This is a genomic window from Paucibacter sp. M5-1 (genome assembly GCF_027498415.2).
In the GTDB taxonomy this organism is placed as follows: Bacteria; Pseudomonadota; Gammaproteobacteria; order Burkholderiales; family Burkholderiaceae_C; genus Roseateles_E.
Window position 1 is genome coordinate 409,910 of sequence record NZ_JAPZLM020000001.1, and the last position, 24,399, is coordinate 434,308.

The window sequence follows — 24,399 nt, forward strand, 5'->3', positions numbered from 1 at the left end:
CTGCTTTACCCCAAATGGGCGGCGTCGCCGAAGTAGGCCTGCTCGACTTCGATCGGCAGGGTCTGGCCGGTGCGGTGGGCGCGCTCGAGCAACTGCCAGAAATAGCGGTAGCTGGCACGGTCGTGCAGCTGGTCGCGGTACTGGATCGGCGCCCAATGGGCCGCCTGGGCGGCATGGATGATGTCGATGGCCTCGTCGATCTCGGCCACGCTGGGGGCGAAGGCGTCGATGATGGGCTGGATCTGGCTCGGGTGGATGCTCCACATCCGCGTGTAGCCGAACTCGCGCGCCGCGCGCCGCGCGGCTTCCTCGATCGCTGAGACCTTCTTGAACTCGGTGACCACGCAGTGCGACGGTGTCTTGCCAAAGCCATGGGCGGCGGCGGCGATCTCGAGCTTGGCGCGCACCACCAGCGGATGGCTGAACTGGCCCTGCAGGCTCATGCCCTGGCGCGGGATCGCGCCACGATGGGCCGAGACGAAGTCCATCAGGCCGAAGGACAGCGACTCGATGCGCGGGTGGGCGGCGATCTGCTGCACCTCGCGCAGCGCGCCATGGGTCTCGATCAGCACATGGACAGGCAGCGGGCGGCTGATGCCGTGGCGGGCCAGGCTGGCGTCGATGAAGGCGCAGGCTTGCTCGACATCGTTGATGCCGCGCGGCTTGGGCACCATCAGATAGGCCAGCTTCGCACCGGCGCCGGCGATCAGGCCGTCGACATCGGCCTCGAAGGCGGGGTGATCCAGCGGATGGACGCGGGCGCCGACGCGGCCGAACCGGTTGTTCGCACTGTGGAGCATCGCGAGCACCAGTTGCACATGCTCGGCCTCGCCGCCTATCGGGGCACCGTCCTCGCAGTCCAGCGTGATGTCGAACACCGGGCCCATCTCGGCCTGCAGCTCCAGGCTCTTGCTCATGCGGGCTTCGACGCCGCAGTAGTGGTCGACCACGGGCAGGGTGGTGGCGGCGTCGCCTTCCTCGAACAGGGCCAGGCGGGGGTGGGGAGCGGTGGTCACGATGGCGGTCTCAATGAAAAAAGGGCCGGCAAAAGCCGACCCTTGGTTTTGCTCAAGCGAGTGTCGCTCAAGCCTGAGGCTCAGAGCAGGTGCTTGACGCCCGCCTGCTCTTCCAGCAGCTCGTTCAGGGTCTTGTTGATGCACTCTTGCGAGAAGGCATCGATCTCCAGGCCGTCGACGATCTTGTATTCGCCGTTTTCGCAGGTGACCGGGTAGCCGAACATCACATCCTTGGGGATGCCGTACTCGCCGCCCGAGGGGATGCCCATCGTGACCCACTTGCCATTGGTGCCCAGGGCCCAGTCGCGCATATGGTCGATCGCGGCATTGGCGGCCGAGGCGGCCGAGGACAGGCCGCGGGCCGCGATGATGGCGGCGCCGCGCTTGCCCACGGTGGGCAGGAAGGTTTCGCGGTTCCAGGCCTCGTCATTGATCATGGCCTTGACCGAGGCGCCGCCGATGGTGGCGAAGCGGTAGTCGGCGTACATGGTCGGCGAGTGGTTGCCCCAGACGGCCAGCTTCTCGATCTCGGCGACCGGCTTGCCGGTCTTGGCGGCCAGCTGCGAGGCGGCGCGGTTGTGGTCCAGGCGCAGCATTGCGGTGAAGTTCTTGGCCGGCAGGTCCGGGGCCGACTTCATCGCGATATAGGCATTGGTATTGGCCGGGTTGCCGACCACCAGCACCTTGACATTGCGCGAGGCCACGGCGTTCAGCGCCTTGCCCTGGGCGGTGAAGATGGCGCCGTTGATCGACAGCAGCTCCGAGCGCTCCATGCCCGGGCCGCGCGGACGCGAGCCGACCAGCAGTGCGTAGTCGGTGTCCTTGAAGGCGGTCATCGGGTCGCTGTGGGCCTCGATGCCCACCAGCAGCGGGAAGGCGCAGTCCTGCAGCTCCATGATCACGCCCTTCAGCGCGTTCTGGGCCTTCTCGTCAGGGATCTCCAGCAGCTGCAGGATCACCGGCTGGTCCTTGCCCAGCATTTCGCCGGAGGCGATGCGGAACAGCAGGGCGTAGCCGATCTGGCCGGCGGCACCGGTAACGGCGACGCGAACGGGTTTCTTTGTGCTCATGTGAAAGCTCCGGAGTAATGACGAAATATGGGGGTGTTCCATGCCCGCAGGGGTGCCGGAAGACAAGCTCCAGCGTTCCGGCGAGTGCCGCGCAAGTGTAGGACAGTCCAAGGGCTTACCCGGCTGGACTGGCGGCCTGCGATGCCATAGCGCGCGATTATGCGATGTTTTCCGGATTTCTTGCTCGCGTCTTATGTCTTATAGAAGATATCACTCAACTTTGATGGACGAATGGCCCCGACCTGTGCTGCAATGCCGGCCATGTCGACCGCCCCACCGCTGTCCGGCGAATCCGCACGCCCGGACGCCGGCCCCTCTTTCAGTCCGCTGTACCGCCAGATCAAGGGGCTGATCATCGCCAGCCTGCAGGCCGGCGAGTGGAAGGCGGGCGAGGCGATCCCCAGCGAGATCGAGCTGGCGACGCGTTTCGGCGTCAGCCAGGGCACGGTGCGCAAGGCCATCGACGAGCTGGCGGCCGACAATCTGCTGGTGCGTCGTCAGGGCAAGGGCACTTTTGTCGCGACCCATGCCGAGCAGAAGATCCAGTACCGCTTTCTGCGCCTGATGCCCGACGAGGGCCAGGAGGCGCTGGGTCGCCAGCTGCTGGACTGCAAGCGCCAGCGCGCGCCTGCCTGGATCGCCAAGCAGCTGCAGATGCGTGCCGGCGACCCGATGGTCGAGGTGCGCCGGCTGCTGCACAGCAAGAACCACCCGGTAGTGCTGGACGATATCTGGCTGCCCGGCGCCCTGTTCAAAGGGTTGACGGCCGAGCGGCTCGAAAAACACCGCGGCCCCTTCTACGGCCTGTTCGAGGCCGAGTTCGGCGTGCACATGATTCGCGCGCAGGAGCAGATCCGTGCGGTCGCGGCCGATGCCGAGGCCGCAGCGCTGCTGCAGGTGGCGCCGGGCACGCCGCTGCTGAGCGTCGAGCGCCTGTCCTTCACCTATGGTGACAAGCCGGTCGAGCTGCGGCGCGGCCTCTATAACACCGCCTCACACTTTTACCGCAATGAGCTGAACTAATCCTTGCGCGTTGCGTAGCGCGCACTGTCGCCGCAGAGCTCCTGCTGCATTGCAATAAAATCCTCGGGTTTCATGTTGATTACATAAGGTTGGGTATGACAAGCACCACCAACGGTACCGCCAAGAAAAGACCGGTCTATCGCAACATCAATATCTTTACCGATGTGCGAACCTACCGGCTGCCGCCGGCCGGCTTTGTGTCCATCCTGCATCGGGTCAGCGGTCTGCTGATGTTCCTGCTCTTGCCCTTCATCATCTGGATGTTCGACAACAGCCTGACATCCGAGATCTCCTACGACGCCTTCACCAACGCCTTTGTGGCCGGTATCGGCTTTGTGCCGGCCTGGTTCATCAAGCTGGTGGTGCTGGGCCTGGCCTGGGCCTATCTGCATCACTTCATCGCCGGCGTGCGCCATCTGTGGATGGATGCGACGCACAGCGTCAGCAAGGAGCAGGGCCACTCGTCGGCGGTGTTCACGCTGGCCGCCAGCGTGCTGCTGACCCTGGCCGTCGCGGCCAAGCTCTTCGGCCTGTACTGAACGCGAGGTTAAAACAATGAGTACTTTTGGTTCCAAGCGCATCGTCGTGGGTGCGCACTACGGTCTGCGCGACTGGCTGGCCCAGCGCATCACGGCCGTGTTGATGGCCTTGTTCACCGTCGTGCTGCTGGTGCAGTTCCTGATGCCCGGCGAGCTGGGCTATGACCACTGGGCGGCGATCTTCTCGTCGCAGTGGATGAAGCTGCTGACCTTTGTCGTGATCATCTCGCTGGCCTACCACGCGTGGGTGGGCATGCGCGATATCTGGATGGACTATGTGCAGCCCGTCGGTGCGCGCCTGTTTCTGCAGGTGTTCACGCTGGTGTGGCTGGTGGGTTGCGCCGGCTGGGCGATCCAAGTGTTGTGGAGACTGTGATGACGGTGGCAAATTCGATTCCTAAGCGCAAGTTTGATGTCGTGATCGTCGGTGCCGGCGGCTCCGGCATGCGCGCCTCCTTGCAGCTCTCGCTGGCCGGCCTCAATGTGGCCGTGCTGTCCAAGGTTTTTCCGACCCGCTCGCACACCGTGGCCGCCCAGGGCGGCATCGGCGCCAGCCTGGGAAATATGTCGGAAGACAACTGGCACTACCACTTCTTCGACACCGTCAAGGGTTCGGACTGGCTGGGTGACCAGGACGCGATCGAGTTCATGTGCCGCGAGGCGCCCAAGGTCGTCTACGAGCTTGAGCATTTCGGCATGCCCTTCGACCGCAATGCCGACGGCACGATCTATCAGCGCCCCTTCGGCGGCCACACCGCCAACTACGGCGAGAAGCCGGTGCAGCGCGCCTGCGCGGCGGCCGACCGGACCGGCCACGCGATGCTGCACACGCTGTACCAGCAGAACGTCAAGGCCAAGACCCAGTTCTTCGTCGAATGGATGGCGCTGGACCTGATCCGCGATGCCGAGGGCGATGTGGTGGGCGTGACCGCGCTGGAGATGGAGACTGGCGAGGTCCACATCCTGCAGGCCAAGACCGTGCTGCTGGCCACCGGCGGGGCAGGGCGCATCTTCGCCGCCTCGACCAATGCCTTCATCAACACCGGCGACGGCCTGGGCATGGCGGCGCGTGCCGGCATCCCGCTGGAAGACATGGAGTTCTGGCAGTTCCACCCGACCGGCGTGCACAATGCCGGCGTGCTGCTGACCGAAGGCTGCCGTGGCGAAGGCGCGATCCTGCGCAACAGCAATGGCGAGCGCTTCATGGAGCGCTATGCGCCGACCCTGAAGGACCTGGCACCGCGCGACTTCGTCTCGCGCTGCATGGACCAGGAGATCAAGGAAGGGCGTGGCTGCGGTCCGAACAAGGACTACATCCAGCTGGACATGACCCATCTGGGCGGCGACACCATCATGAAGCGCCTGCCCTCGGTGTTCGAGATCGGCCACAACTTCGCCAATGTCGACATCACCAAGGAACCGATCCCGGTGGTGCCGACCATCCACTACCAGATGGGTGGCATCCCGACCAATATCCATGGCCAGGTGGTCGTGCCCAAGGACGGCAAGCCCAATGCGGTGATCAACGGCCTGTATGCGGTGGGCGAGTGCGCCTGCGTCAGCGTGCACGGCGCGAACCGCCTGGGCACCAACTCGTTGCTCGACCTGCTGGTGTTCGGCCGTGCGGCCGGCAACCACATCGTCGACGCCGGCCTGAAGACTAAAGCGCACAAGGATCTGCCGGCCGATGCGGCCGACCGCTCGCTGGCCCGCCTGGCCCGTCTGGACGCCAGCACCAGCGGCGAGTACGCGCAGGATGTGGCCAACGATCTGCGTGCCGCGATGCAGCAGCATGCCGGCGTGTTCCGCACCCAGGCCATGCTCAACGAGGGCGTGGCCAAGGTGGCCGAGATCGCCAAGCGCGTCGCCAACATCACGCTGAAGGACAAGTCCAAGGTCTTCAACACCGCCCGCATCGAGGCGCTGGAGGTCGAGAACCTGATCGAGGCGGCCCAGGCCACCATCGTCTCCGCAGCGGCCCGCACCGAGAGCCGCGGCGCCCACACGGTGGACGACTACGGCGACACGCCCGCCCACCCGAATGGTCGCAACGACGAGCAGTGGATGAAGCACACGCTGTGGTACTCGGAAGGCAACCGCCTGGACTACAAGCCGGTCAACTTGAAGCCGCTGACGGCCGAGTCGATTCCGCCCAAGGTCCGTACGTTCTAAGAGGTAAATCACTATGACCAAGCGTACTTTTCAGATCTACCGCTACGACCCGGACAAGGATGCCAAGCCCTATATGCAGACCCTCGAGGTCGAGCTGGACGGCTCCGAGCGCATGCTGCTGGACGCCCTGAACAAGCTCAAGGCCGTCGATCCCAGCCTGAGTTTCCGTCGCAGCTGCCGCGAGGGCGTCTGCGGTTCGGATGCGATGAACATCAACGGCAAGAACGGTCTGGCCTGCCTGACGAATATGCGTACCCTGCCGGGCACCATCGTCTTGAAGCCGCTGCCGGGTCTGCCGGTCGTGCGCGACCTGATCGTCGACATGACGCAGTTCTTCAAGCAGTACAACTCGATCAAGCCCTATCTGGTCAACGACACGCCGCTGCCCGACAAGGAGCGTCTGCAGTTCCCTGAAGAGCGCGAAGAGCTCAACGGCCTGTACGAGTGCATCCTCTGCGCCAGCTGTTCGACCAGCTGCCCCAGCTTCTGGTGGAACCCGGACAAGTTCGTCGGCCCCGCCGGCCTGCTGCAAGCCTACCGCTTCATCGCCGACAGCCGCGACGAGGCCACCGGCGAGCGTCTGGACAATCTGGAAGATCCGTACCGCCTGTTCCGCTGCCACACCATCATGAACTGCGTCGATGTCTGCCCGAAGGGGCTGAACCCGACGAAGGCCATCGGCAAGATCAAGGAATTGATGGTCCGGCGCGCCGTCTGACGATGCCCGGCCCCGCTCAGTCATGACCGCTGTCAACACCCTGATCGACGAGAGAGCCCTCTCCAAGCTGCGCTGGCGCTGCCGACGCGGCCTGCTGGAGAATGATCTCTTCATCGAGCGTTTCTTCGCTCGATACGACCGCAGTCTGACCGAGCATCAGGCCGAGGGCCTGCGCGTGCTGATGGAACTGTCCGACAACGATTTGTTGGACCTGTTCCTGTGCCGCAAGCAGCCCGAAGGCGAACTCGATCGTGCCGATGTGCAAGAGGTCCTGGCCCTGCTCAGGACCGCCCCCTGAATCCCCAAGAAGTCATAAGGAACGCCCATGACCCCGTCTGACGTCAAAGCCACCCTGTCGTTCTCCGATGGCAGCCCGCAAATGGATCTGCCGCTGTACAAGGGCACGATAGGCCCGGATGTGATCGACATCCGCAAGCTGTACGCGCAGACGGGCAAGTTCACCTACGACCCCGGCTTCCTGTCGACCGCTTCGTGCAACTCGACCATCACCTATATCGATGGCGACAAGGGCGAGCTGCTGTATCGCGGCTACCCGATCGAGCAGCTGGCCACCAGCTGCGACTACCTCGAAACCTGCTATCTGCTGCTGTACGGAGAGCTGCCCAACCCGGCGCAGAAGGAAGACTTCGTCGCCCGCGTGACCAACCACACCATGGTCAACGAGCAGATGCAGTTCTTCCTGCGCGGCTTCCGCCGCGACGCGCATCCGATGGCCGTGATGACCGGTCTGGTGGGCGCGATGTCGGCCTTCTATCACGACAGCACCGACATCAATAACCCCGAGCACCGCGAGATCGCCGCGATCCGCCTGATCGCGAAGATGCCGACGCTGGTGGCCATGGCCTACAAGTACACCATCGGCCAGCCCTATATCTATCCGAAGAACGACCTGAGCTACGCCGGCAACTTCATGCGCATGATGTTTGCCACGCCCTGCGAGGACTACAAGCCCAACGATGTGCTGGTGCGCGCGATGGACCGCATCTTCACGCTGCATGCCGACCACGAGCAGAACGCATCGACCTCGACCGTGCGCCTGTGCGGCTCCTCGGGCACCAACCCCTTTGCGGCCATCGCGGCCGGCGTGGCCTGCCTGTGGGGCCCGGCTCACGGCGGCGCCAACGAGGCGGCGCTGAACATGCTCGGCGACATCCAGAAGCAGGGTGGCGTCGCCAAGATCGGCGAGTTCATCAAGCAGGTCAAGGACAAGAACAGCGGCGTCAAGCTGATGGGCTTCGGTCACCGGGTCTACAAGAACTACGACCCGCGCGCCAAGCTGATGCGCGAAACCTGCCACGAGGTGCTGGACGAGCTGGGTCTGCACAACGACCCGATGTTCAAGCTGGCGATGGAGCTGGAGAAGATCGCGCTGGAAGACGAGTACTTCGTCGCCCGCAAGCTCTACCCGAACGTCGATTTCTACTCCGGCATCGTGCAACGCGCCATCGGCATCCCGGTGCCGCTGTTCACCGCGATCTTCGCGCTGGCCCGCACGGTCGGCTGGATCGCCCAGCTCAACGAGATGATCGGTGACCCGGAGTACAAGATCGGCCGCCCGCGTCAGCTCTTCGTCGGCTCGACCCCGCGCGACGTCAAGCCGATCGCGCAACGCTGATCGATCCCGCGCGGGCCGCGTGCCCGCTGCTGTTGCCAAACCCGCCCGGCCTTCAGGCCCGGCGGGTTTTTTGATGCCCGGGCCGGCGGACCAGGGAAAGCCCGGGGCCGCCAGGCCCGGATATTTGCGCAAACAGCGCTGCCGGCCTGCCGTCAGGCTGCTTGTTTCAGCTATGCTTTGTGGTTGGCAAACGTTTGCCACTGTGTGGTCATTGATGATGGAAAGCGCTGAGTCCTTGTGAGCACGATCAAAGATGTTGCGGCCCTGGCGGGGGTCTCGTTCACCACCGTCTCCCATGTGCTGAACGACACCCGGCCTGTCAGCGCCGATGCGCGGCGCCGGGTGCTGGCGGCGGTCGAGGAGATTGGCTATCTGCCCAGCGCGGTGGCGCGCTCTTTGCGCAAAAGCGAGACCAAGATCGTCGGCGTGCTGGTGCCCAACGTCAACAATCCCTTCTTCGCCGAGCTGGTCTGCGGCGTCGAGGAATGCTGCCGCCTGGCCGGCTACTCGGTGTTCCTGTGCAACTCCGACAACGACCCGAAACGCCAGCAGCAGTACATGCGCACGCTGCTGGAAAAACGCATCGACGGGCTCTTGCTGTCCTCGGCCGGCGATGCCGCATCGCTGGCCCGCATCTTCAAGCTGGCCACCGTGCCTTCGGTGACGGTGGACCGCCTGGTGCCGGGCGCGCGTGCCGACCGGGTCAGCGTCAACAATGCCGACGGCGCCTACAAGGCGGTCAAGCATCTGCTGGACCTCGGCCACCGCCGCATCGCCTGCATCAGCGGGCCGGCCGAGTTCGAGGTGACGGCGGAGCGGGTCGACGGCTGGCGCCGTGCCCAGCTCGATCGCGGCATCACGCCCGATGAGAGCCTGCTGATCGAAAGCGACTTCAGCAGCGCCGGCGGCTACGAGGCGGCGCGCCGCCTGCTGCGCGCGCAGGCCGGCATCACGGCCCTGTTCGCCAGCAATGACATGATGGCCCTGGGCGCGCTGCGCGCGGCCGCCGAATCGGGGCTCAAGGTGCCGCAGCAGCTCTCCATCGTCGGCTTCGACGATATCGAGCTGAGCGGCTTCGTCTACCCGGCGCTGACCACGGTGGGCTGCTCGATCAAGGAGCTGGGCCGCGAAGCCGCCCGGGTGCTGGTGGACCGCATCGAGAACCCGGCGGCGCCGCTGAAGGATGTGCTGCTGACACCGCGTCTGGTGGTGCGCGAAAGCACCTCCGCGCCGCAGCGACTGGGCTGAGAGAAAACAAAAAGGGAAGAAGTGTCATGACGCAGCGCGCAAATGCAGCCCCCCAGGTGGTGGTGGTCGGCAGCATCAATATGGACATGGTCTCGCATTCCCGGCGTCTGCCCGGGCCCGGCGAGACCCTGATGGGCGAGGCCTTTGTGATGGCGCCCGGTGGCAAGGGCGCCAACCAGGCGGTGGCGGCGGCCCGGCTGGGCGCGCCGGTGGCTTTTGTCTCGCGGGTCGGCACGCGCCAGCATGGCGCGGAGCTGCTGGCCGCGCTGGCCGAGGAGGGCATCACAACCTCCGGCGTGGTCGCCGATGCGGCGGCGCTGCCCGGCGTCGCCGTCATCATGGTGGCCAGCGAGGGCGGAGAGAACTCCATCGTCTATGTGCCCGGCAGCAATGCCCAGCTCAGCGCGGCCGATGTGCAGGCCAGTGCCGCGCTGCTGCAGTCGGCCCAGGTCGTCGTGGCCCAGTTGGAGGTACCGGTGCCGGCCATCACCCAGGCCTTCGAGCTGGCCCGCGCGGCCGGTGTCACGACGATTCTGAACGCGGCACCGGCGCTGCCGGTCGGCGATGCCTTGCTGGCCCTGAGCAGCTGGCTGATCGTCAACGAGACCGAGGCCGGCCAGCTCGCCGGCATGGCCAGCGGCAGCGTCGACGAGGCCGCGGCTGCGGCGCTGGCGCTGCTGCAGCGCGGCCCGCAGCAGGTGCTGGTGACGCTGGGCGCGCAAGGCGTGCTGCTGTGCGGCGCGGCCGGCGTCCAGCATCTGCCGGCCCGGGTCGTAAAGGCGGTCGACACCGTCGGTGCCGGCGACACCTTTGTCGGCGGCCTGGCCGCCGGTCTGGCCGAGGGCATGAGCGCGGCCGATGCGGTGCGCCTGGGCCAGGCGGCGGCGGCCATTGCGGTCAGCCGCAGCGGCGTGCAGTCGGCGATGCCGCGCCGCGCCGAAATCACTCTTTGAACAACCGAACTGGTGCTTGCAGTATGAAAGCCTCTGCCGTTATTTTTGACACCGACCCCGGCATCGACGATGCGATGGCGCTGCACCTGCTGGCGCGCCACCCGGCCATCGCGCTGCGCGCGCTGACCACCGTGTTCGGCAACGCCCCCATCGCGACCACCACACGCAATGCGCTGAGCCTGTCGGCCTTCTACGGCCTGGACCTGCCGGTGGCGCAGGGCGCGGCCGGCCCGCTGCACACGCCGGCCGAGCAGGACTTCCCGGCCCATGTGCATGGCGACGACGGCCTGGGCGGCATGTTCGGGCAATTGCCCGCCACAAGGGCCCAGGCGGATGCCCGCCCGGCCCATCAGCTGATTTGTGATCTGATCAATGCCGAACCCGGCGAGATCACGCTGCTGGCCGTCGGCCCGCTGACCAATATCGCGCTGGCCCTGCGCCATGACCCGACGATCACCTCCAAGGTTCGCCAGGTCGTCGTGATGGGCGGCGCCTTCGGCATTCATGGCCATGGCGGCAATGTGACGCCGGTGGCCGAGGCCAATATCATCAATGACCCCGAGGCGGCCGACATCGTCTTCACGGCCGACTGGCCGGTCGTCATCGTCGGCCTGGATGTGACCCAGGAGGTGGTGATGAAGCATCAGTACCTGGCCGCGCTGCAAGGCAAGGACGGCGCCGTCGGCGACTTTCTGTGGACCGCGACCCGCCACTATCAGGACTTCTATCACGAGCGCGACGGCATCGGCGGCATCTACTCGCATGACGCCAGCGCGGCGGCCTTCTGCATCGCACCCGAGCTGTTCCGCCTGCGCAGCGGCCCGGTGCGCGTTGTCACCGAGGGCATTGCCCGCGGCCAGACCATCCAGGACTTCCACAAGCCCACCGGCGCGCAGACGCCCTGGAGCAGCTGCCCGCCGCAGCAGGCCTGCATCGGCGTGGATGCGGTCGGCGTGCTGAATCTGTTTGCCCAAGCCTTCAATTGAGGAGAAACGCATGAGCCAAGCCCAACAAACCCTGCTGAAGGCCCGCTGGATCGTCTCGATGGCGCCCGGCAGCGAGGTGCTCAATGAGCACGCGCTGGTGATGGAGGGCGAGCGCATTGCGGCGCTCCTGCCCTGGGCCGAGGCCGAGACCCGGTACCCGGATGCGGCCAAGGTCGAGCTCGGCTCGCATGTACTGATCCCCGGTCTGATCAACGGCCACACGCATTCGGCGATGTCGCTGCTGCGTGGCGTGGCCGACGATGTGCCGCTGATGGACTGGCTCAACAACCACATCTGGCCGCTGGAGAAGAAGTGGGTCAGCGAGGACTGGACCTACCAGGGCTCGCTGCTGTCGGCGGCCGAGGCGCTGCGCGGCGGCGTCACCTATCTGAACGATATGTACTTCTTCCCGACCGCGATGGCGCGCGCCGCCGTCGACTCAGGTCTGCGCGCCGGCGTCTCCATCAACGTGATCGATTTCCCGACCGGCTATGCCTCCGGCCCGGACGACTACATCGCCAAGGGTCTGGCCGCCTATCAGCAGTTCAAGGGCGAGAAGCTCCTGGACTGGACCAGCGCGCCGCACGCGCCCTACACCGTGTCGGACGAGACCTTCATCAAGCTGCGCCAGCTGGCCGAGCAGCATGAGATGCAGATGCATTGCCATATCCACGAGACCCAGGACGAGGTCGATGGCAGCCTGAAGCAATACGGCATGCGGCCGCTGGAGCGCCTGAACAAGCTGGGCCTGCTCAACGAGAAGATGATGGCCGTGCACATGGTCCATCTGAACGAGGACGAGATCGCGATGCTGGCGCGGCAGAAGGTGCACCTGGTCCACAACCCGAACTCGAACATGAAGCTGGCCTCCGGCGTCTGCCCGGTGACGGCGCTCGAAGCCGCCGGCGTCAACACGATTCTGGGCACCGACGGCGCGGCTTCCAACAACCGCCAGGACATGTTCGGCGAGATCCGCGCCGCGGCCCTGCTGGCCAAGGGCTCGACACAGAATCCCACGACCGTCTCGGCCCGCAGCGCGCTGGCGATGGCCACCATTCGCGCCGCCAAGGCCATGGGCCGGGGCGACGACCTGGGGTCGTTGGAAGTGGGCAAGCTGGCCGACGTCGTCGCGGTGTCGCTGGACGCGCTGGAATGCCGACCGGTCTACAACCCCGAGGCCCAGCTGGTCTATGTGGCCGGCCGCGAGCATGTCTCCGATGTCTGGGTCGGCGGCCGCCAGGTCTTGAAGGGCCGCGAGCTGACCACGGTGGACCAGGGTGCCTTGCTGGATCGCATCGAAGGCATCGTCGCCAAGATGAAGACCGAGCGCTGAGTTCACTTACCGGCTGGTGAAACTTGCCGCCTTTGCGGGCGGCAAGTCCAAGACCCAGGCCAGCCTCGGTAGAATCCCGCACTTCATCGAAGGTCGGCCGTCTCGGTCCGGCTAGCACTGCGGGATTCCATGGCTTCCACCAAGCATCTGCTTTCGTTCGAGGGCGGCAACGCTCTTTCCGCGTTCCGGGCCCAGGCGCTGCTGCCTCGGCTGCAGGCCGTCAATGCGCGCATCAGCGCGGTCCAGGCATGCCATGTGCACTGGGTCTGGAGCGATGTGGCCTTGGCCGCCGATGAGCAGGCCAAGCTGGCCGCGCTGCTGAACTATGGCGACGCCTATGAGGGCGGCGGCGAAGGCAGCCTGGTGCTGGTGGCGCCGCGCCTGGGCACGGTCAGCCCTTGGGCCTCCAAGGCCACCGACATCGCCCACAACTGCGGGCTGAATAGCATTCACCGGGTCGAGCGGGTCACCGAGTACCGCCTGGTGCTGAAGTCCGGCCTGCTGGGGGGACTGATCGGCAGCGAGAAGACGCTGAGCCAGGCCGAGCTGATCGCCTGTGCCGAGCTGCTGCACGACCGCATGACCGAGAGCGTGCTGCTGGCCCGCGAGGATGCCGCCCATCTGTTCGACGAGAAGACCGCGCAGCCGCTGGCCCATGTCGATGTGCTGGCCCAGGGCCGGGCGGCGCTAGTGACCGCCAACAAGGACTTCGGCCTGGCTCTGTCCGACGACGAGATCGACTATCTGGTGACCGCCTTCACCGGCCTGAAGCGCAATCCCAGCGACGTCGAGCTGATGATGTTCGCGCAGGCCAATAGCGAGCACTGCCGCCACAAGATCTTCAATGCCAAGTTCACGGTCGACGGCGTCGAGCAGCCGCTGAGCCTGTTCGGCATGATCCGCAACACCGAGAAGCTGAGCCCGCAGCACACGGTCAAGGCCTACTCGGACAATGCCTCGGTGATGGAAGGCCACCGCATCGAGCGCTGGATGCCGGCCGGCGACCAGCGCGCGCCGCGCTACGAGGCGCGCGAGGAACTGGCCCATGTCTTGATGAAGGTCGAGACCCACAACCACCCGACCGCGATCTCGCCCTTCCCCGGCGCCTCGACCGGTGCCGGCGGCGAGATCCGCGACGAAGGCGCCACCGGCCGCGGCTCCAAGCCCAAGGCCGGCCTGACCGGCTTCTCGGTCTCCAATCTGCACCTGCCGGGCCTGTCCGAGCCCTGGGAGCAAAACCCGGTGGGCAAGCCCAGCCATATCGCCAGCGCCTTGCAGATCATGATCGAAGGCCCGCTGGGCGGCGCGGCCTTCAACAACGAATTCGGCCGGCCCAATCTGAACGGCTATTTCCGCGTCTACGAGCAGCAGGTGGACGGCGTGCAGCGCGGCTATCACAAGCCCATCATGATCGCCGGCGGCCTGGGGGCGATCCGCGAGGACCAGACGCAGAAGATCGAGTTCCCCACCGGCTCCCTGCTGGTGCAACTGGGCGGCCCCGGCATGCGCATCGGCATGGGCGGCAGTGCCGCCAGCTCGATGGCGGCCGGCACCAATACCGCCGACCTTGACTTCGACTCGGTGCAGCGTGGCAATCCAGAGATCGAGCGCCGGGTGCAGGAGGTCATCAACCACTGCTGGGGCCTGGGCGACAAGAACCCCATCCTGGCCATCCACGATGTTGGCGCGGGCGGCATCTCGAACGCCTTCCCCGAGCTGGTCAATGACGCCGGCCGCGGCGCGCGCTTCGATCTGCGAAAGGTGCCGCTGGAAGAGTCCGGCATGGCGCCCAAGGAGATCTGGTGCAACGAGAGCCAGGAGCGCTATGTGCTGGCCATCGCGCCGGACAGCCTGGATCTGTTCCAGCGCATGTGCGAACGCGAGCGCTGCCCCTTTGCGGTGGTGGGCGTCACGACCGAGGCGCGCGAGCTGATCCTGGAAGACGGGCCCGACGGCCAGCGTGCGGTGGACATGCCGATGGACGTGCTGCTGGGCAAGCCGCCCAAGATGCACCGCGAGGTGAGCCGGCTCGAGCGCGACGCCGGCCGGCTGGAGCTGACCGGTGTCGATCTGGCCAAGGTCGCCGTCGACGTGCTGCGCCACCCGACCGTGGCCTCCAAGCGCTTCCTGATCACGATCGGCGACCGCACGGTCGGCGGCCTGAACAGCCGCGACCAGATGGTCGGACCCTGGCAGGTGCCGGTGGCCGATTGCGCCGTGACCCTGGCCGACTTCAAGGGCTTTGCCGGCGAAGCGATGAGCATGGGCGAGCGCACGCCGCTGGCCGCCGTCAACGGCCCGGCCTCGGGCCGCATGGCCGTGGCCGAGGCCATCACCAATCTGCTGGCCGCGCCTATCGAGCTCCCGCGCGTCAAGCTGTCCGCCAACTGGATGGCCGCCTGCGGCGAACCCGGTGAGGACGCCGCGCTGTTCGACACCGTCAAGGCGGTGGGCATGGAGCTGTGCCCGGCGCTGGGCATCTCCATTCCCGTCGGCAAGGATTCGCTGTCGATGCGCACCAAGTGGAACGACGGGGCCGACAAGCAGGTCACCGCGCCGGTGTCGCTGATCATCACCGCCTTCGCCAGCATCGCCGATGTGCGCGCCACGCTGACACCCCAGTTGCAGCCCGGCGACACCAGCCTGATCCTGGTGGACCTGGGGCAGGGCCAGCACCGCATGGGCGGCTCCATCCTGGCCCAGGCGCTGAACCAGTTTGGCGGCGCGGTGCCCGATCTGGACGATGCGGCGCTGCTGAAGAACCTGGTCGCGGCCGTCAATCAGCTGCGCGCCGAAGGGCGCTTGCTGGCCTATCACGACCGTGGTGATGGCGGCCTGTGGGCCACGGCTTGCGAGATGGCTTTTGCCGGCCATATGGGCATCAGCCTGAATGTGGACATGCTGGTCACCGAGAGCGACGGCGTCAACGACAGCCGCGCTGATCAGGGCGATGCGAAGAACTGGGCCGCCCAGGTCAGCGCGCGCCGCGAGGAACTGACGCTGAAGGCGCTGTTCAACGAGGAACTGGGCGTGCTGCTGCAGGTGCCCACCGCCGAACGCGATGCGGTGATGCAGGTGCTGCGCGCCCATGGCCTGTCCAAGCTGAGCCATGTGGTGGGCAAGCCCAACAGCACGGGCAAGGTCGAGATCTGGCGCGATGCCAAGACCGTGTTCAGCGCGCCGCTGGAGGCGCTGCACAAGAGCTGGGATGAAGTGTCATGGCGTATCAGCCAGCTGCGCGACAACCCGGCCTGCGCCGACAGCGAGCACGCCCAGGCCGGCCTGGCCGCCGACCCCGGCCGCCATCTGCAGCTGAGCTTCGATCCGCTGGAGGATGTCGCCGCGCCCTTCATCAACAGCGGCGCGCGGCCCAAGCTGGCCATCCTGCGCGAGCAGGGCGTCAACTCGCATGTCGAGATGAGCTATGCGATGGCGCTGGCCGGCTTCGACACCTACGACGTGCACATGAGCGATCTGCAGGCGGGCGCGGTCGGCCTCGATCAGTTCAAGGGCTTTGTCGCCTGCGGTGGTTTCAGCTATGGCGACACCCTGGGTGCCGGCGAGGGCTGGGCCCGCTCCATCATGTTCAACCCGCTGCTGGCCGAGCAGTTCAAGGCCTTCTTCGCGCGCCCCGACAGTTTCGCGCTGGGCGTGTGCAACGGCTGCCAGATGATGGCGGCGCTGTCGCCCATCATCCCGGGTGCTGCGGCCTGGCCCAAGTTCACCCGCAACAAGAGCGAGCAGTTCGAGGCGCGCCTGGCCATGGTCGAGGTGCTGGACAGTCCCAGCCTGTTCTTCACGGGCATGGCCGGCAGCCGGCTGCCGATCGCGGTCGCCCACGGCGAGGGCTATGCCGACTTCTCGCAGCGCGGCGATGCGAAGACGGTGGCGCGCGCGATGCGCTATGTCGACCACGCCGGTGCGCCCACCGAGGTCTATCCGTTGAACCCCAACGGCAGCCCCGAGGGCCTGACCTCGGTGACCACGCCGGACGGCCGCTTCACCGTGCTGATGCCGCACCCCGAGCGCGTCTTCCGCAATGTGCAGATGAGCTGGACCTCGGGCGACAAGAGCGCCTACAGCCCCTGGATGCGCATGTTCCGCAATGCGCGCAAACAGCTGGGCTGAGCGGCTTTTCATCCTCAAGACTCGCCATCCCCGGCCGATAGCCTGGGGTGGTCTCGACGGAGCTCAAGACCTGACCCCGGCGGCTATGGTGTCCCGGGGCGGCCATCAAGAGGAGTTGTGAGTGAGGATGTTTGCCAATTTGTCGATCGGCCGTCGTCTGGCCGTGGCCTTTGCTGCGGTGATCGGCGTGTTCCTGCTGGTGGTCTGGACCGCGCTGGGCAGCGGCGCCAAGCTGGCCGAGGCCGAGAGGCTCAATATCCACACCTACGAGGTGCTGGACCGCGGCGAGAAGCTGCTGCAGTCCATGGTCAGCATGCAGACCGGCGGGCGCGGCTATCTGCTGGCCGGCGAGGATCGCTATCTGGAGCCTTGGAAGATCGGCCAGGCGTCTTTTGACAAGACCTGGTCAGAGGCCAAGCAGCTGACCGCCGACAACCCCGAGCAGCAACAGCGGCTGGATCTGATGAAGCAGCGTCAGCAGGAGCTCAAGGCCGCCATCGAGGCGCTGTTTCCGGTGCGCCAGGAGGTGCGTGCCGGCAGCAAGATCATCGACGATCTGGTCTCCGCCTTCATGCTGGGCGGCGACAAGGCGGCGATGGATGGCTTTCGTGCCGTGCATGCCGAGTTCGACAAGCTCGAGCGCGAGCTGCAGGCGCAGCGCAGCGCCGAGGCCGAGGCCAGCCGCAGCCTGAACCGCTGGCTGATTCTGGGCGGCAGCGCGGTGGCCCTGGTGATCGGCGTGCTGCTGAGCACCGGCATCACCCGCAGCATCGTCGCGCCGATCCGGCAGGCCGTGCGCCTGGCCGAGACCGTGGCCGCCGGTGATCTGAGCTCGCGCATCGAGGTGAACAGCAAGGACGAGACCGGCCAGCTGCTGCAGGCCCTGAAGGCGATGAATGAGAGCCTGGTCAAGGTCGTGTCCACCGTGCGCCAGAGCAGCGATTCGATCGCCACCGGCTCCAGCCAGATCGCCACCGGTAATGCCGACCTGAGCCAGCGCACCGAGGAGCAGGCCAGCAATCTGCAGCAGACGGCCGCGTCGATGGAACAGCTGGCCGGCACCGTGCGCTCCAGCGCCGACACCGCCCAGCAGGCCAACACCCTGGCCGGCTCGGCCCGCGCGGCGGCCGCGCAGGGCGGCGAGGTGGTGGCCCGGGTGGTCGGCACGATGGACGAGATCAGCGCCTCCAGCCGGCGCATCAGCGACATCATCAGCGTGATAGACGGCATCGCCTTCCAGACCAATATCCTGGCGCTGAATGCCGCCGTCGAGGCGGCACGGGCCGGCGAGCAGGGGCGGGGCTTTGCGGTCGTCGCCTCCGAGGTACGCAGCCTGGCGCAGCGCAGCGCCAATGCGGCCAAGGAGATCAAGAGCCTGATCAATGACAGCGTCGAGAAGGTCGAGACCGGCACGCGTCTGGTGGGTGACGCCGGCCAGGCGATGGAGGGCATCGTGGCCCAGGTCAAGCGGGTGGCCGATCTGATCGGCGAGATCAGTACCGCCACCGTCGAGCAGACCTCGGGCATAGGCCAGGTCAGCGATGCGGTGGGCCAGCTCGATCAGGTCACGCAGCAGAATGCCGCGCTGGTGGAGCAGAGCGCCGCCGCCGCCGAGAGCCTGAAGCACCAGGCCGGCCGCCTGGTCGAGGCGGTGCAGGTCTTCAAGCTCTGAACAAGGCCCTGCGAAGGCCTAGCGGCTCAGCTGGGCCAGCAGCTCGTAGGAACGCCTGCGCGCTCCTTGGTCGTGCACCGCGCAGGCGACGATGAACTCGTCGGCGCCGGTGCGCTCCTGCGTCGCGCGCAGGCCGGCGCGCACCGTGACCGGCGAGCCGACGATGGACTCGGCCAGCATGCGTGCCACGCCCGCTTTCTCGGCCGCGTTCCAGCGCGACTCCATATCGTCGACCGGCCGCGGCAGCAGACCGCGCTGGCCGCGCTGCATGCCCAGAAAGCGCAGTTGCAGCGAGCTGAACAGAAAGGCCGCCTCGGCATCGCTGTCGGCCACGACCACGTTCAGTCCGACCATCGCATAGGGCTTGGGATGCTTGGCGCTGGGCCGGTAGTGGCTGCGGTAGAGGTCCAGGGCCTGCATCAGCAGATCGGGCGCGAAATGCGAGGCAAACGCAAAGGGCAGGCCCAGATAGGCGGCCAGTTGGGCGCTGTAGAGGCTGGACCCCAGCAGCCAGATCGGCACCTCGGTGCCCTGGCCGGGAATCGCGCGCACGACCTGACCCTCCTTGGCCGGGCCGAGATAGGCCTGCAGCTCCAGCACATCCTCGGGGAAACGGTCCTCGGCGGCCGTGCTCAGATGGCGGCGCAGCGCCCGCATGGTCGGCCCGTCGGTGCCGGGCGCGCGGCCCAGGCCCAGATCGATGCGGTCGGGAAACAAGGTGGCCAGCGTGCCGAACTGCTCGGCAATCGTCAGCGGCGCATGGTTGGGCAGCATGATGCCGCCGGAGCCTATGCGCAGGGTCTGCGTGGCCTGGGCCAGCTGGCCGATCAGCACGGCGGTGGCCGAGCTGGCGATGCCCTCCATATTGTGGTGTTCGGCCACCCAGAATCGGGTGTAGCCCAGCGCTTCGCCATGCCGGGCCAGCGCGATGCTGTCGTGCAGGGCCTGGGCGGCGGTGCCGCCTTCGACGATGGGGGCGAGATCGAGGATGGACAGAGGACTCATGCGGCCAGTCTAGGAGTCTCGCGCCAACCTTGCCGGCGCAAGGCCTTGCCGTGGCGCGGCGGCCGCAAGGGCTTTGCCCGCTTGTGGGGCGCGCGGTGAAAGCTTATCGTGGTTCGATGAAGCGTATCGCAGCCCTGGGATTGTTGCTGTGCCTGCTCTGGGCCTGCGGGCCGCGGGCGCCGATCAAGGTGGGTTTTGTCTCCGGCCTGTCGGGATCGGCCGCCGATCTGGCGGTGGAGGGGCGCAACGGCGCGCTGCTGGCCGTCGAAACGCTGAACGCCGCCGGGGCGCAGCGCTTCGAGCTGCTGGTCGAGGACGACCAGCAATCGCCGCAGCGGCTCAGCGAGGCGCTGCAGTCGCTGGCGGCGCGTGGCGCGCAATGGGTGGTCGGGCCGATGACCAGCGCAATGGCGGTGGCGGCCATGCCCGAGCTGGAGCGGCTGAAGCTGGTGGCCATCAGCCCGACGGCCACCTCGCACGAGCTGTCCGGCCGCAAGGACCATTTCTTTCGCATCGCCACCGATGCGCCGCAGAGCGCGCGCCAGCTCAGCCAGGTGCTTTACCAGCGCGGCCTGCGGCGGGTGGCGGTGCTGATGGACATGCGCAACCGTGCCTACACCGAGAGCTTCGGGCTGGCCCTGGTGGCGCAGCTGCGCGAGCTGGGCGCGCCGGCGCCGGCCGAGCTGCGCTATCAGTCGGGGCCGGGGCTGGACTATGCGGCGCTGGCCGAGCGCCTGCTGGCCACACAGCCCGAGGCCGTGGTGCTGGTCAATAGCGCGCCCGAGGCGGCGCTGACGGCCCAGGCCCTGCGCCGGATCCGGCCCGCGCTGCAGCTGGCCGTTTCGCCCTGGGGGGCCAACAAGTCCCTGCTGGAGTATGGCGGCCGCGCCATCGAGGGCGCGCTGGTCTTGCAGGCGCTCGATCTGGACGATGAGTCGCCGGCCTTTGTCGACTTCAAGAAGCGCTATCAGGCCCGTTTCGGCGATCCGCCGGGCACGGCCGCCGTGCAGAGCTATGACTCGCTGATGCTGGGCGCGCAGGCCTGGCGTGCGCGCGCCGGCGCTCAAAGCCTGCGCGAGGTGCTCGGCGAGGCGGGCCGGCGCTGGACGCTGTTGCAGGGACCGCTGCAGCTGGACGCCCATGGCGATACCGACCGGCGCCTGCATCTGAGCGAGGCGCGGGCCGGCCGGCTGCAAGGTCTGCGCCCCTGAGATCGCGGCGATGACGAAGAAGAAACCCAGCCTGCGCCGCCTGCTGGCGCGGCAATTCATCGTCGCGGCCCTGCTGCCGCTGGTGGCGTTCGCCGTGCTGTGGGGGGCCCTGACCCTGCCCGAGGCGGTGCGGGCGATGGCGCAGGAGAACGAGCATCTGGCCATGCAGACCCGCAGCCGCATCGCCAGCCAGCTGGCCGCGCCGCAGCGCGGCATGCTGCTGCTGGCCGCGCTGCTGCGCGCCGATACGGCCCGGTCCTGCGACAAGGCCATGCTGGGCCCGGCATTGGATCTGACCCAGGAGTTCGAGGCGGTCTACTGCGTCGATCACCAGGGCCTGATCGAGGAGGCCCAGGTGCGGCCCAGCGCCGGCGTGCAGGCCAGCGATCTGGTCGGCATGGATGTGTCGCAGCGACCGTTCTTCGAGCGTGCGCACACCGCCGATCATGCGGTCTGGTCCGACACCTTTTTGTCGCCGCTGACCGGCCGTGTCACGGCCGTGCTGGCGGCTCGTGCCGGCACGCGCCTGCTGGTCGGCGAGCTGGCGCTGGGCGGCCTCTCCAAGGACCTGGCCCAGCTGGCGCGCGCCGACGATGCCATCGTCATCGTGCTGGACGGCCGCGGCCGCGTCATCGTCCACCCGCAGCAGCAGCTGGCCGACTGGCAGGAGAGCTTGGTGAATCTGCCGCTGGTGCGCGCGGCGCTGGACGGCCGGCCCGGCAGTGGCGAGCTCGTGCTGGCCGGCCAGCGCTGGCTGGCCGCGATCGCGCCGGCCGCCGACTCGGGCTGGCAGGTGCTGGTGGCCCATCCGCAGGCGCGGCTGTACCGGCCGGTCTTGCGCCTGCTCGGTCTGGCCGCCGTGGTGCTGAGCTTGTCGCTGGCCTTGGCGGTCTGGGCCGCCTTGCGGCTGGCGGACCGCGAGGCGGCGCGCTACCGCCGCATCGTCGCGCTGGCCGATGCGGTGGTGGCCGGGCAGGGCGGTGAGGCTTCGGGCGATCTGGGCAGCGAGGAGGTCTATGCCTTGTGGGAGCGCTTGCGCGCGCTGATGGACCGGCTGCAGGAGCAGGAGCAGCGCGCCAAACGCGCCCAGCTGGATCTCCAGGCGGTGCTGGACGCGGCCACCGAGGTGGCGGTGATGTCGGTGGATGAGCGGGGCGTGTTCCGGCTCTTCAATCGTGGCGCCGAGAAGATGCTGGGCTACCAGGCGGCGCAGATGGTGGGGCTGCGCAGCGCGCTATGCCTGCATGAGGGCGACGAGGTGATGGCGCGGGCGGCCGAGCTCGGTACACAGGCCGACAGCCCGGAGCAGGCCTTCGAGGCCCTGCTGGCGGCGGCACGGGCCGGCCGCTTCGAGTTTGGCGACTGGAGTTACCGTCGTGCCGACGGCTCGGTGCTGCGGGTTTCGCTGTCGGTCACGGCCCTGCATGACGGCGCCGGCCGGGCCAGCGGCTTTCTGGCGGTCGCGATCGACCAGACCGAGCGTCTGCGCGCGGCCGAGCTGGAGCTGGCGCGACGCGGCGCCGAGGCGGCCAGCCATGCCAAGAGCGAGTTTTTGTCGCGCGTCAGCCATGAGCTGCGCACCCCGATGAATGCCATCCTCGGCTATGCGCAGCTGCTGGCGCTGGAGTCGCTGACGCCGGCCCAGCAGGAACGGCTGCGCCGCATCGAGACGGCCGGCTGGCATCTGGTGCATCTGATCGACGATGTGCTGGACCTCTCGCGCATCGAGAGCGGCGGTCTGCAGCTGAGCCTGGAAACGGTGGATCTGGGCGAGGCCGCCGAGGCGGCGCTGCGCCTGGTGGCCCCGCAGGCCGAGGCCGCCGGCATCAGCCTGCATGCGAGCCTGGTCGGCGCGGCCCACGTGCGCGCCGACAAGACGCGGCTGCAGCAGGTGCTGCTGAATCTGCTCAGCAATGCGATCAAGTACGGCCACGCCGGCGGCTCGGTCTGGCTGAGCCTGGAGCCGGGCGAGCCCGGCTGGCTGGGCCTGGCGGTGCGCGACGATGGCCGCGGCATGGACGAGGCCCAGCTGGCCCGCCTGTTCCGGCCTTTCGATCGACTCGGGCTGGAGGGCACGGCGGTGCCCGGCACCGGCATCGGCCTGGTGATCACGCAGCGGCTGCTGCAGCTGATGCAGGGCCGCCTGACGGTCAGCAGCCGGGCCGGTCAGGGCACGGTGTTCACGCTCTGGCTGCCGCTGGCCGAGACGGCCGAGCTCGGGCCGCTGCCGCTGCTCAGCGCTGCAGTGCCGTCCGGGCAAAGCGCCGATCTGCTCTATGTGGAGGACAACGCGGTCAACGCCGGCCTGATGCGCGAGCTGCTGGCGCTGCGGCCGGGGCTGAGGCTGCGGCTGGCCGCCGATCTGGCCGAGGCGCGGCGCGAGCTGAGCGAGCGGCGACCGACCCTGCTGCTGCTGGACATGCATCTGCCCGACGGCTCGGCGCTGGAGCTGCTGGACTGGCTGCGCCAGCGCGGCGAGCTGGCCGGCCTGCCGGTGCTGGTGATCTCGGCCGATGCGACGCCGGCGCGGCGCGAGGCCGCGCTGGCCGCCGGCGCCTCCGGCTATCTGACCAAGCCGCTGGAGGTCGCCCAGGTCCTGCGGTCTATCGATGCGGCCCTGTCAGTCTGAGCTGCCCAGCACGACGCTGAGCACCCGGGTCTTGCCGCCGCGCCAGACCGTCAGCCGCACCGTGTCGCCGCTCTGGCGGCGCTCCAGCTCGCTGAGCATGTCGTCGAGATCGGCCACCGCGACCTCGCCGACCGCGGTGATCACATCGCCCTGGACCAGGCTGCCGTCGCGCGCCCGGGCGAAGGCCTGCAGACCGGCCTTGCCCGCCGGGCTGCCCGGCGCGACGCGCAGCAACGCCACACCCTTGGGCAGCTTCAGCGCGCGGTGCAGGTTCTCGGGCGCCGCGCTGACGCCCAGGGCCGGGCGGATGAAGCGGCCGTCCTTGATCAGGCGCGGCACGACGCGGTTGACCTCGTCGACCGGAATCGCGAAGCCGATGCCGGCGCTGGCGCCGCTGGGGCTGTAGATCGAGGTGTTGACGCCGATCAGGCGGCCAGCCGAGTCCAGCAGCGGGCCGCCGGAGTTGCCGGGGTTGATGGCCGCGTCGGTCTGGATCGCGCCGCGGATGCTGCGCCGTGTCACCGATTCGATCTCGCGGTTCAGCGCCGAGACGATGCCGGTGGTCAGCGTCTGGTCCAGGCCGAAGGGATTGCCGATCGCATAGACCTGCTGGCCCACCAGCAGGTCGCGGCTGGCGCCCATCGGGATCGGCGGCAGCTTGTCGCGCGGCGCCTTGATGCGCAGCACGGCCAGGTCGCGGTCCTCGAAGGCGCCGACCAGCTCGGCGTCGTAGCTGCTCTGGTCATTGAGCGTGATGCGGGCCGCGTTGGCGCCCTGGATCACATGGAAGTTGGTGACGATATGGCCTTGCTCGTCCCAGATGAAGCCACTGCCGGTGCCGCGCGGCACCTCGGAGACATTCATCGAGAACATATCGCGGCTCAGGCCCAGCGTGGTGATGTGGACCACCGAGGGCGCGACCTTCTTGAAGACATTGATGTGGTTGAGCTCGGCCGCCTGCAGCGGGCCTCGCGGCTGGACCTCGCGGGGCTGCTGGGCTTGGGCGGCGCCGAGGCTCAGCGCGGCGAGCAGGGTGGTCAGAAGAAGACGGTGCATGGCT

The 24,399-nt window shown here is 67.6% G+C and carries 19 protein-coding genes; 15 read left to right on the top strand and 4 right to left on the bottom strand.

Going from position 1 to position 24,399, the window contains the following annotated elements; translation table 11 throughout:
• Positions 1-5: 5 nt before the first annotated feature.
• Together O5M90_RS01890 and O5M90_RS01895 are read right to left on the bottom strand one after the other, a co-directional pair.
• Positions 6-1,016, bottom strand: a complete 1,011-nt coding sequence (locus tag O5M90_RS01890) for an HpcH/HpaI aldolase/citrate lyase family protein (protein ID WP_269841636.1) — start codon at positions 1,014-1,016, stop codon at positions 6-8.
• 80 nt (positions 1,017-1,096) lie between these two features.
• Entirely contained in the window at positions 1,097-2,086 is a 990-nt protein-coding gene (locus O5M90_RS01895; RefSeq protein ID WP_137940654.1) for a malate dehydrogenase, read from the bottom strand.
• A gap of 261 nt (positions 2,087-2,347) precedes the next feature.
• Here O5M90_RS01895 and O5M90_RS01900 point away from each other — a divergent pair, with 261 nt between their 5' ends.
• The 13 genes from O5M90_RS01900 (at position 2,348) to O5M90_RS01960 (ending at position 18,494) form a co-directional block, all read left to right on the top strand.
• A complete protein-coding gene (locus O5M90_RS01900; protein WP_137940653.1) occupies positions 2,348-3,109 on the top strand; it encodes a GntR family transcriptional regulator in 762 nt (253 codons plus the stop codon).
• Positions 3,110-3,204: 95 nt separating this feature from the next.
• Complete coding sequence (gene sdhC / locus O5M90_RS01905) at positions 3,205-3,648, top strand: succinate dehydrogenase, cytochrome b556 subunit (protein WP_262973015.1); 444 nt, start codon at positions 3,205-3,207, stop codon at positions 3,646-3,648.
• Positions 3,649-3,664: 16 nt separating this feature from the next.
• A complete protein-coding gene (sdhD, locus tag O5M90_RS01910) occupies positions 3,665-4,024 on the top strand; it encodes a succinate dehydrogenase, hydrophobic membrane anchor protein (protein WP_269841635.1) in 360 nt (119 codons plus the stop codon).
• Positions 4,024-5,820, top strand: a complete 1,797-nt coding sequence (gene sdhA / locus O5M90_RS01915; RefSeq protein WP_269841634.1) for a succinate dehydrogenase flavoprotein subunit — start codon at positions 4,024-4,026, stop codon at positions 5,818-5,820. Before sdhD ends, sdhA begins: the two co-directional genes overlap by 1 nt.
• Before the next feature lie 13 nt (positions 5,821-5,833).
• Complete coding sequence (locus O5M90_RS01920) at positions 5,834-6,538, top strand: succinate dehydrogenase iron-sulfur subunit (protein ID WP_137940649.1); 705 nt, start codon at positions 5,834-5,836, stop codon at positions 6,536-6,538.
• A 22-nt stretch (positions 6,539-6,560) separates the two neighbouring features.
• On the top strand, positions 6,561-6,836 hold the full coding sequence (locus O5M90_RS01925; RefSeq protein ID WP_137940648.1) for an FAD assembly factor SdhE: 276 nt from the start codon (positions 6,561-6,563) through the stop codon (positions 6,834-6,836).
• Positions 6,837-6,863: 27 nt separating this feature from the next.
• Positions 6,864-8,174 carry a citrate synthase gene (gene gltA / locus O5M90_RS01930; protein ID WP_137940647.1) on the top strand — a complete coding sequence of 437 codons (1,311 nt, stop codon included), beginning with the start codon at positions 6,864-6,866 and terminating at the stop codon, positions 8,172-8,174.
• Between the two features lie 237 nt (positions 8,175-8,411).
• Entirely contained in the window at positions 8,412-9,422 is a 1,011-nt protein-coding gene (locus O5M90_RS01935) for a LacI family DNA-binding transcriptional regulator (protein WP_266008260.1), read from the top strand.
• Between the two features lie 26 nt (positions 9,423-9,448).
• Positions 9,449-10,375, top strand: a complete 927-nt coding sequence (gene rbsK, locus O5M90_RS01940) for a ribokinase (RefSeq protein ID WP_269841633.1) — start codon at positions 9,449-9,451, stop codon at positions 10,373-10,375.
• A 23-nt stretch (positions 10,376-10,398) separates the two neighbouring features.
• The gene (locus tag O5M90_RS01945) at positions 10,399-11,361 is read left to right on the top strand and encodes a nucleoside hydrolase (protein ID WP_269841632.1); all 963 of its coding nucleotides are present in this window, start codon (positions 10,399-10,401) and stop codon (positions 11,359-11,361) included.
• A gap of 10 nt (positions 11,362-11,371) precedes the next feature.
• The gene (locus O5M90_RS01950) at positions 11,372-12,694 is read left to right on the top strand and encodes a TRZ/ATZ family hydrolase (protein WP_269841631.1); all 1,323 of its coding nucleotides are present in this window, start codon (positions 11,372-11,374) and stop codon (positions 12,692-12,694) included.
• 129 nt (positions 12,695-12,823) lie between these two features.
• Positions 12,824-16,822: a phosphoribosylformylglycinamidine synthase gene (gene purL, locus O5M90_RS01955; protein WP_269841630.1), complete on the top strand. Its 3,999-nt coding sequence runs from the start codon at positions 12,824-12,826 to the stop codon at positions 16,820-16,822.
• A 127-nt stretch (positions 16,823-16,949) separates the two neighbouring features.
• Positions 16,950-18,494: a methyl-accepting chemotaxis protein gene (locus O5M90_RS01960; RefSeq protein WP_269841805.1), complete on the top strand. Its 1,545-nt coding sequence runs from the start codon at positions 16,950-16,952 to the stop codon at positions 18,492-18,494.
• 18 nt (positions 18,495-18,512) lie between these two features.
• On the opposite strand, the gene O5M90_RS01965 is transcribed toward O5M90_RS01960, so the two are convergent.
• Complete coding sequence (locus O5M90_RS01965; RefSeq protein WP_137940641.1) at positions 18,513-19,499, bottom strand: LLM class flavin-dependent oxidoreductase; 987 nt, start codon at positions 19,497-19,499, stop codon at positions 18,513-18,515.
• Between the two features lie 116 nt (positions 19,500-19,615).
• On the opposite strand from O5M90_RS01965, the gene O5M90_RS01970 reads away from it, so the two are divergent.
• Positions 19,616-20,710 carry an ABC transporter substrate-binding protein gene (locus O5M90_RS01970; protein ID WP_269841629.1) on the top strand — a complete coding sequence of 365 codons (1,095 nt, stop codon included), beginning with the start codon at positions 19,616-19,618 and terminating at the stop codon, positions 20,708-20,710.
• Positions 20,711-20,720: 10 nt separating this feature from the next.
• Complete coding sequence (locus O5M90_RS01975) at positions 20,721-23,339, top strand: ATP-binding protein (RefSeq protein ID WP_269841628.1); 2,619 nt, start codon at positions 20,721-20,723, stop codon at positions 23,337-23,339.
• On the opposite strand, the gene O5M90_RS01980 is transcribed toward O5M90_RS01975, so the two are convergent.
• Positions 23,331-24,395, bottom strand: a complete 1,065-nt coding sequence (locus O5M90_RS01980; RefSeq protein WP_269841627.1) for a S1C family serine protease — start codon at positions 24,393-24,395, stop codon at positions 23,331-23,333. The genes O5M90_RS01975 and O5M90_RS01980 overlap by 9 nt on opposite strands.
• Between the last annotated feature and the right edge of the window lie 4 nt (positions 24,396-24,399).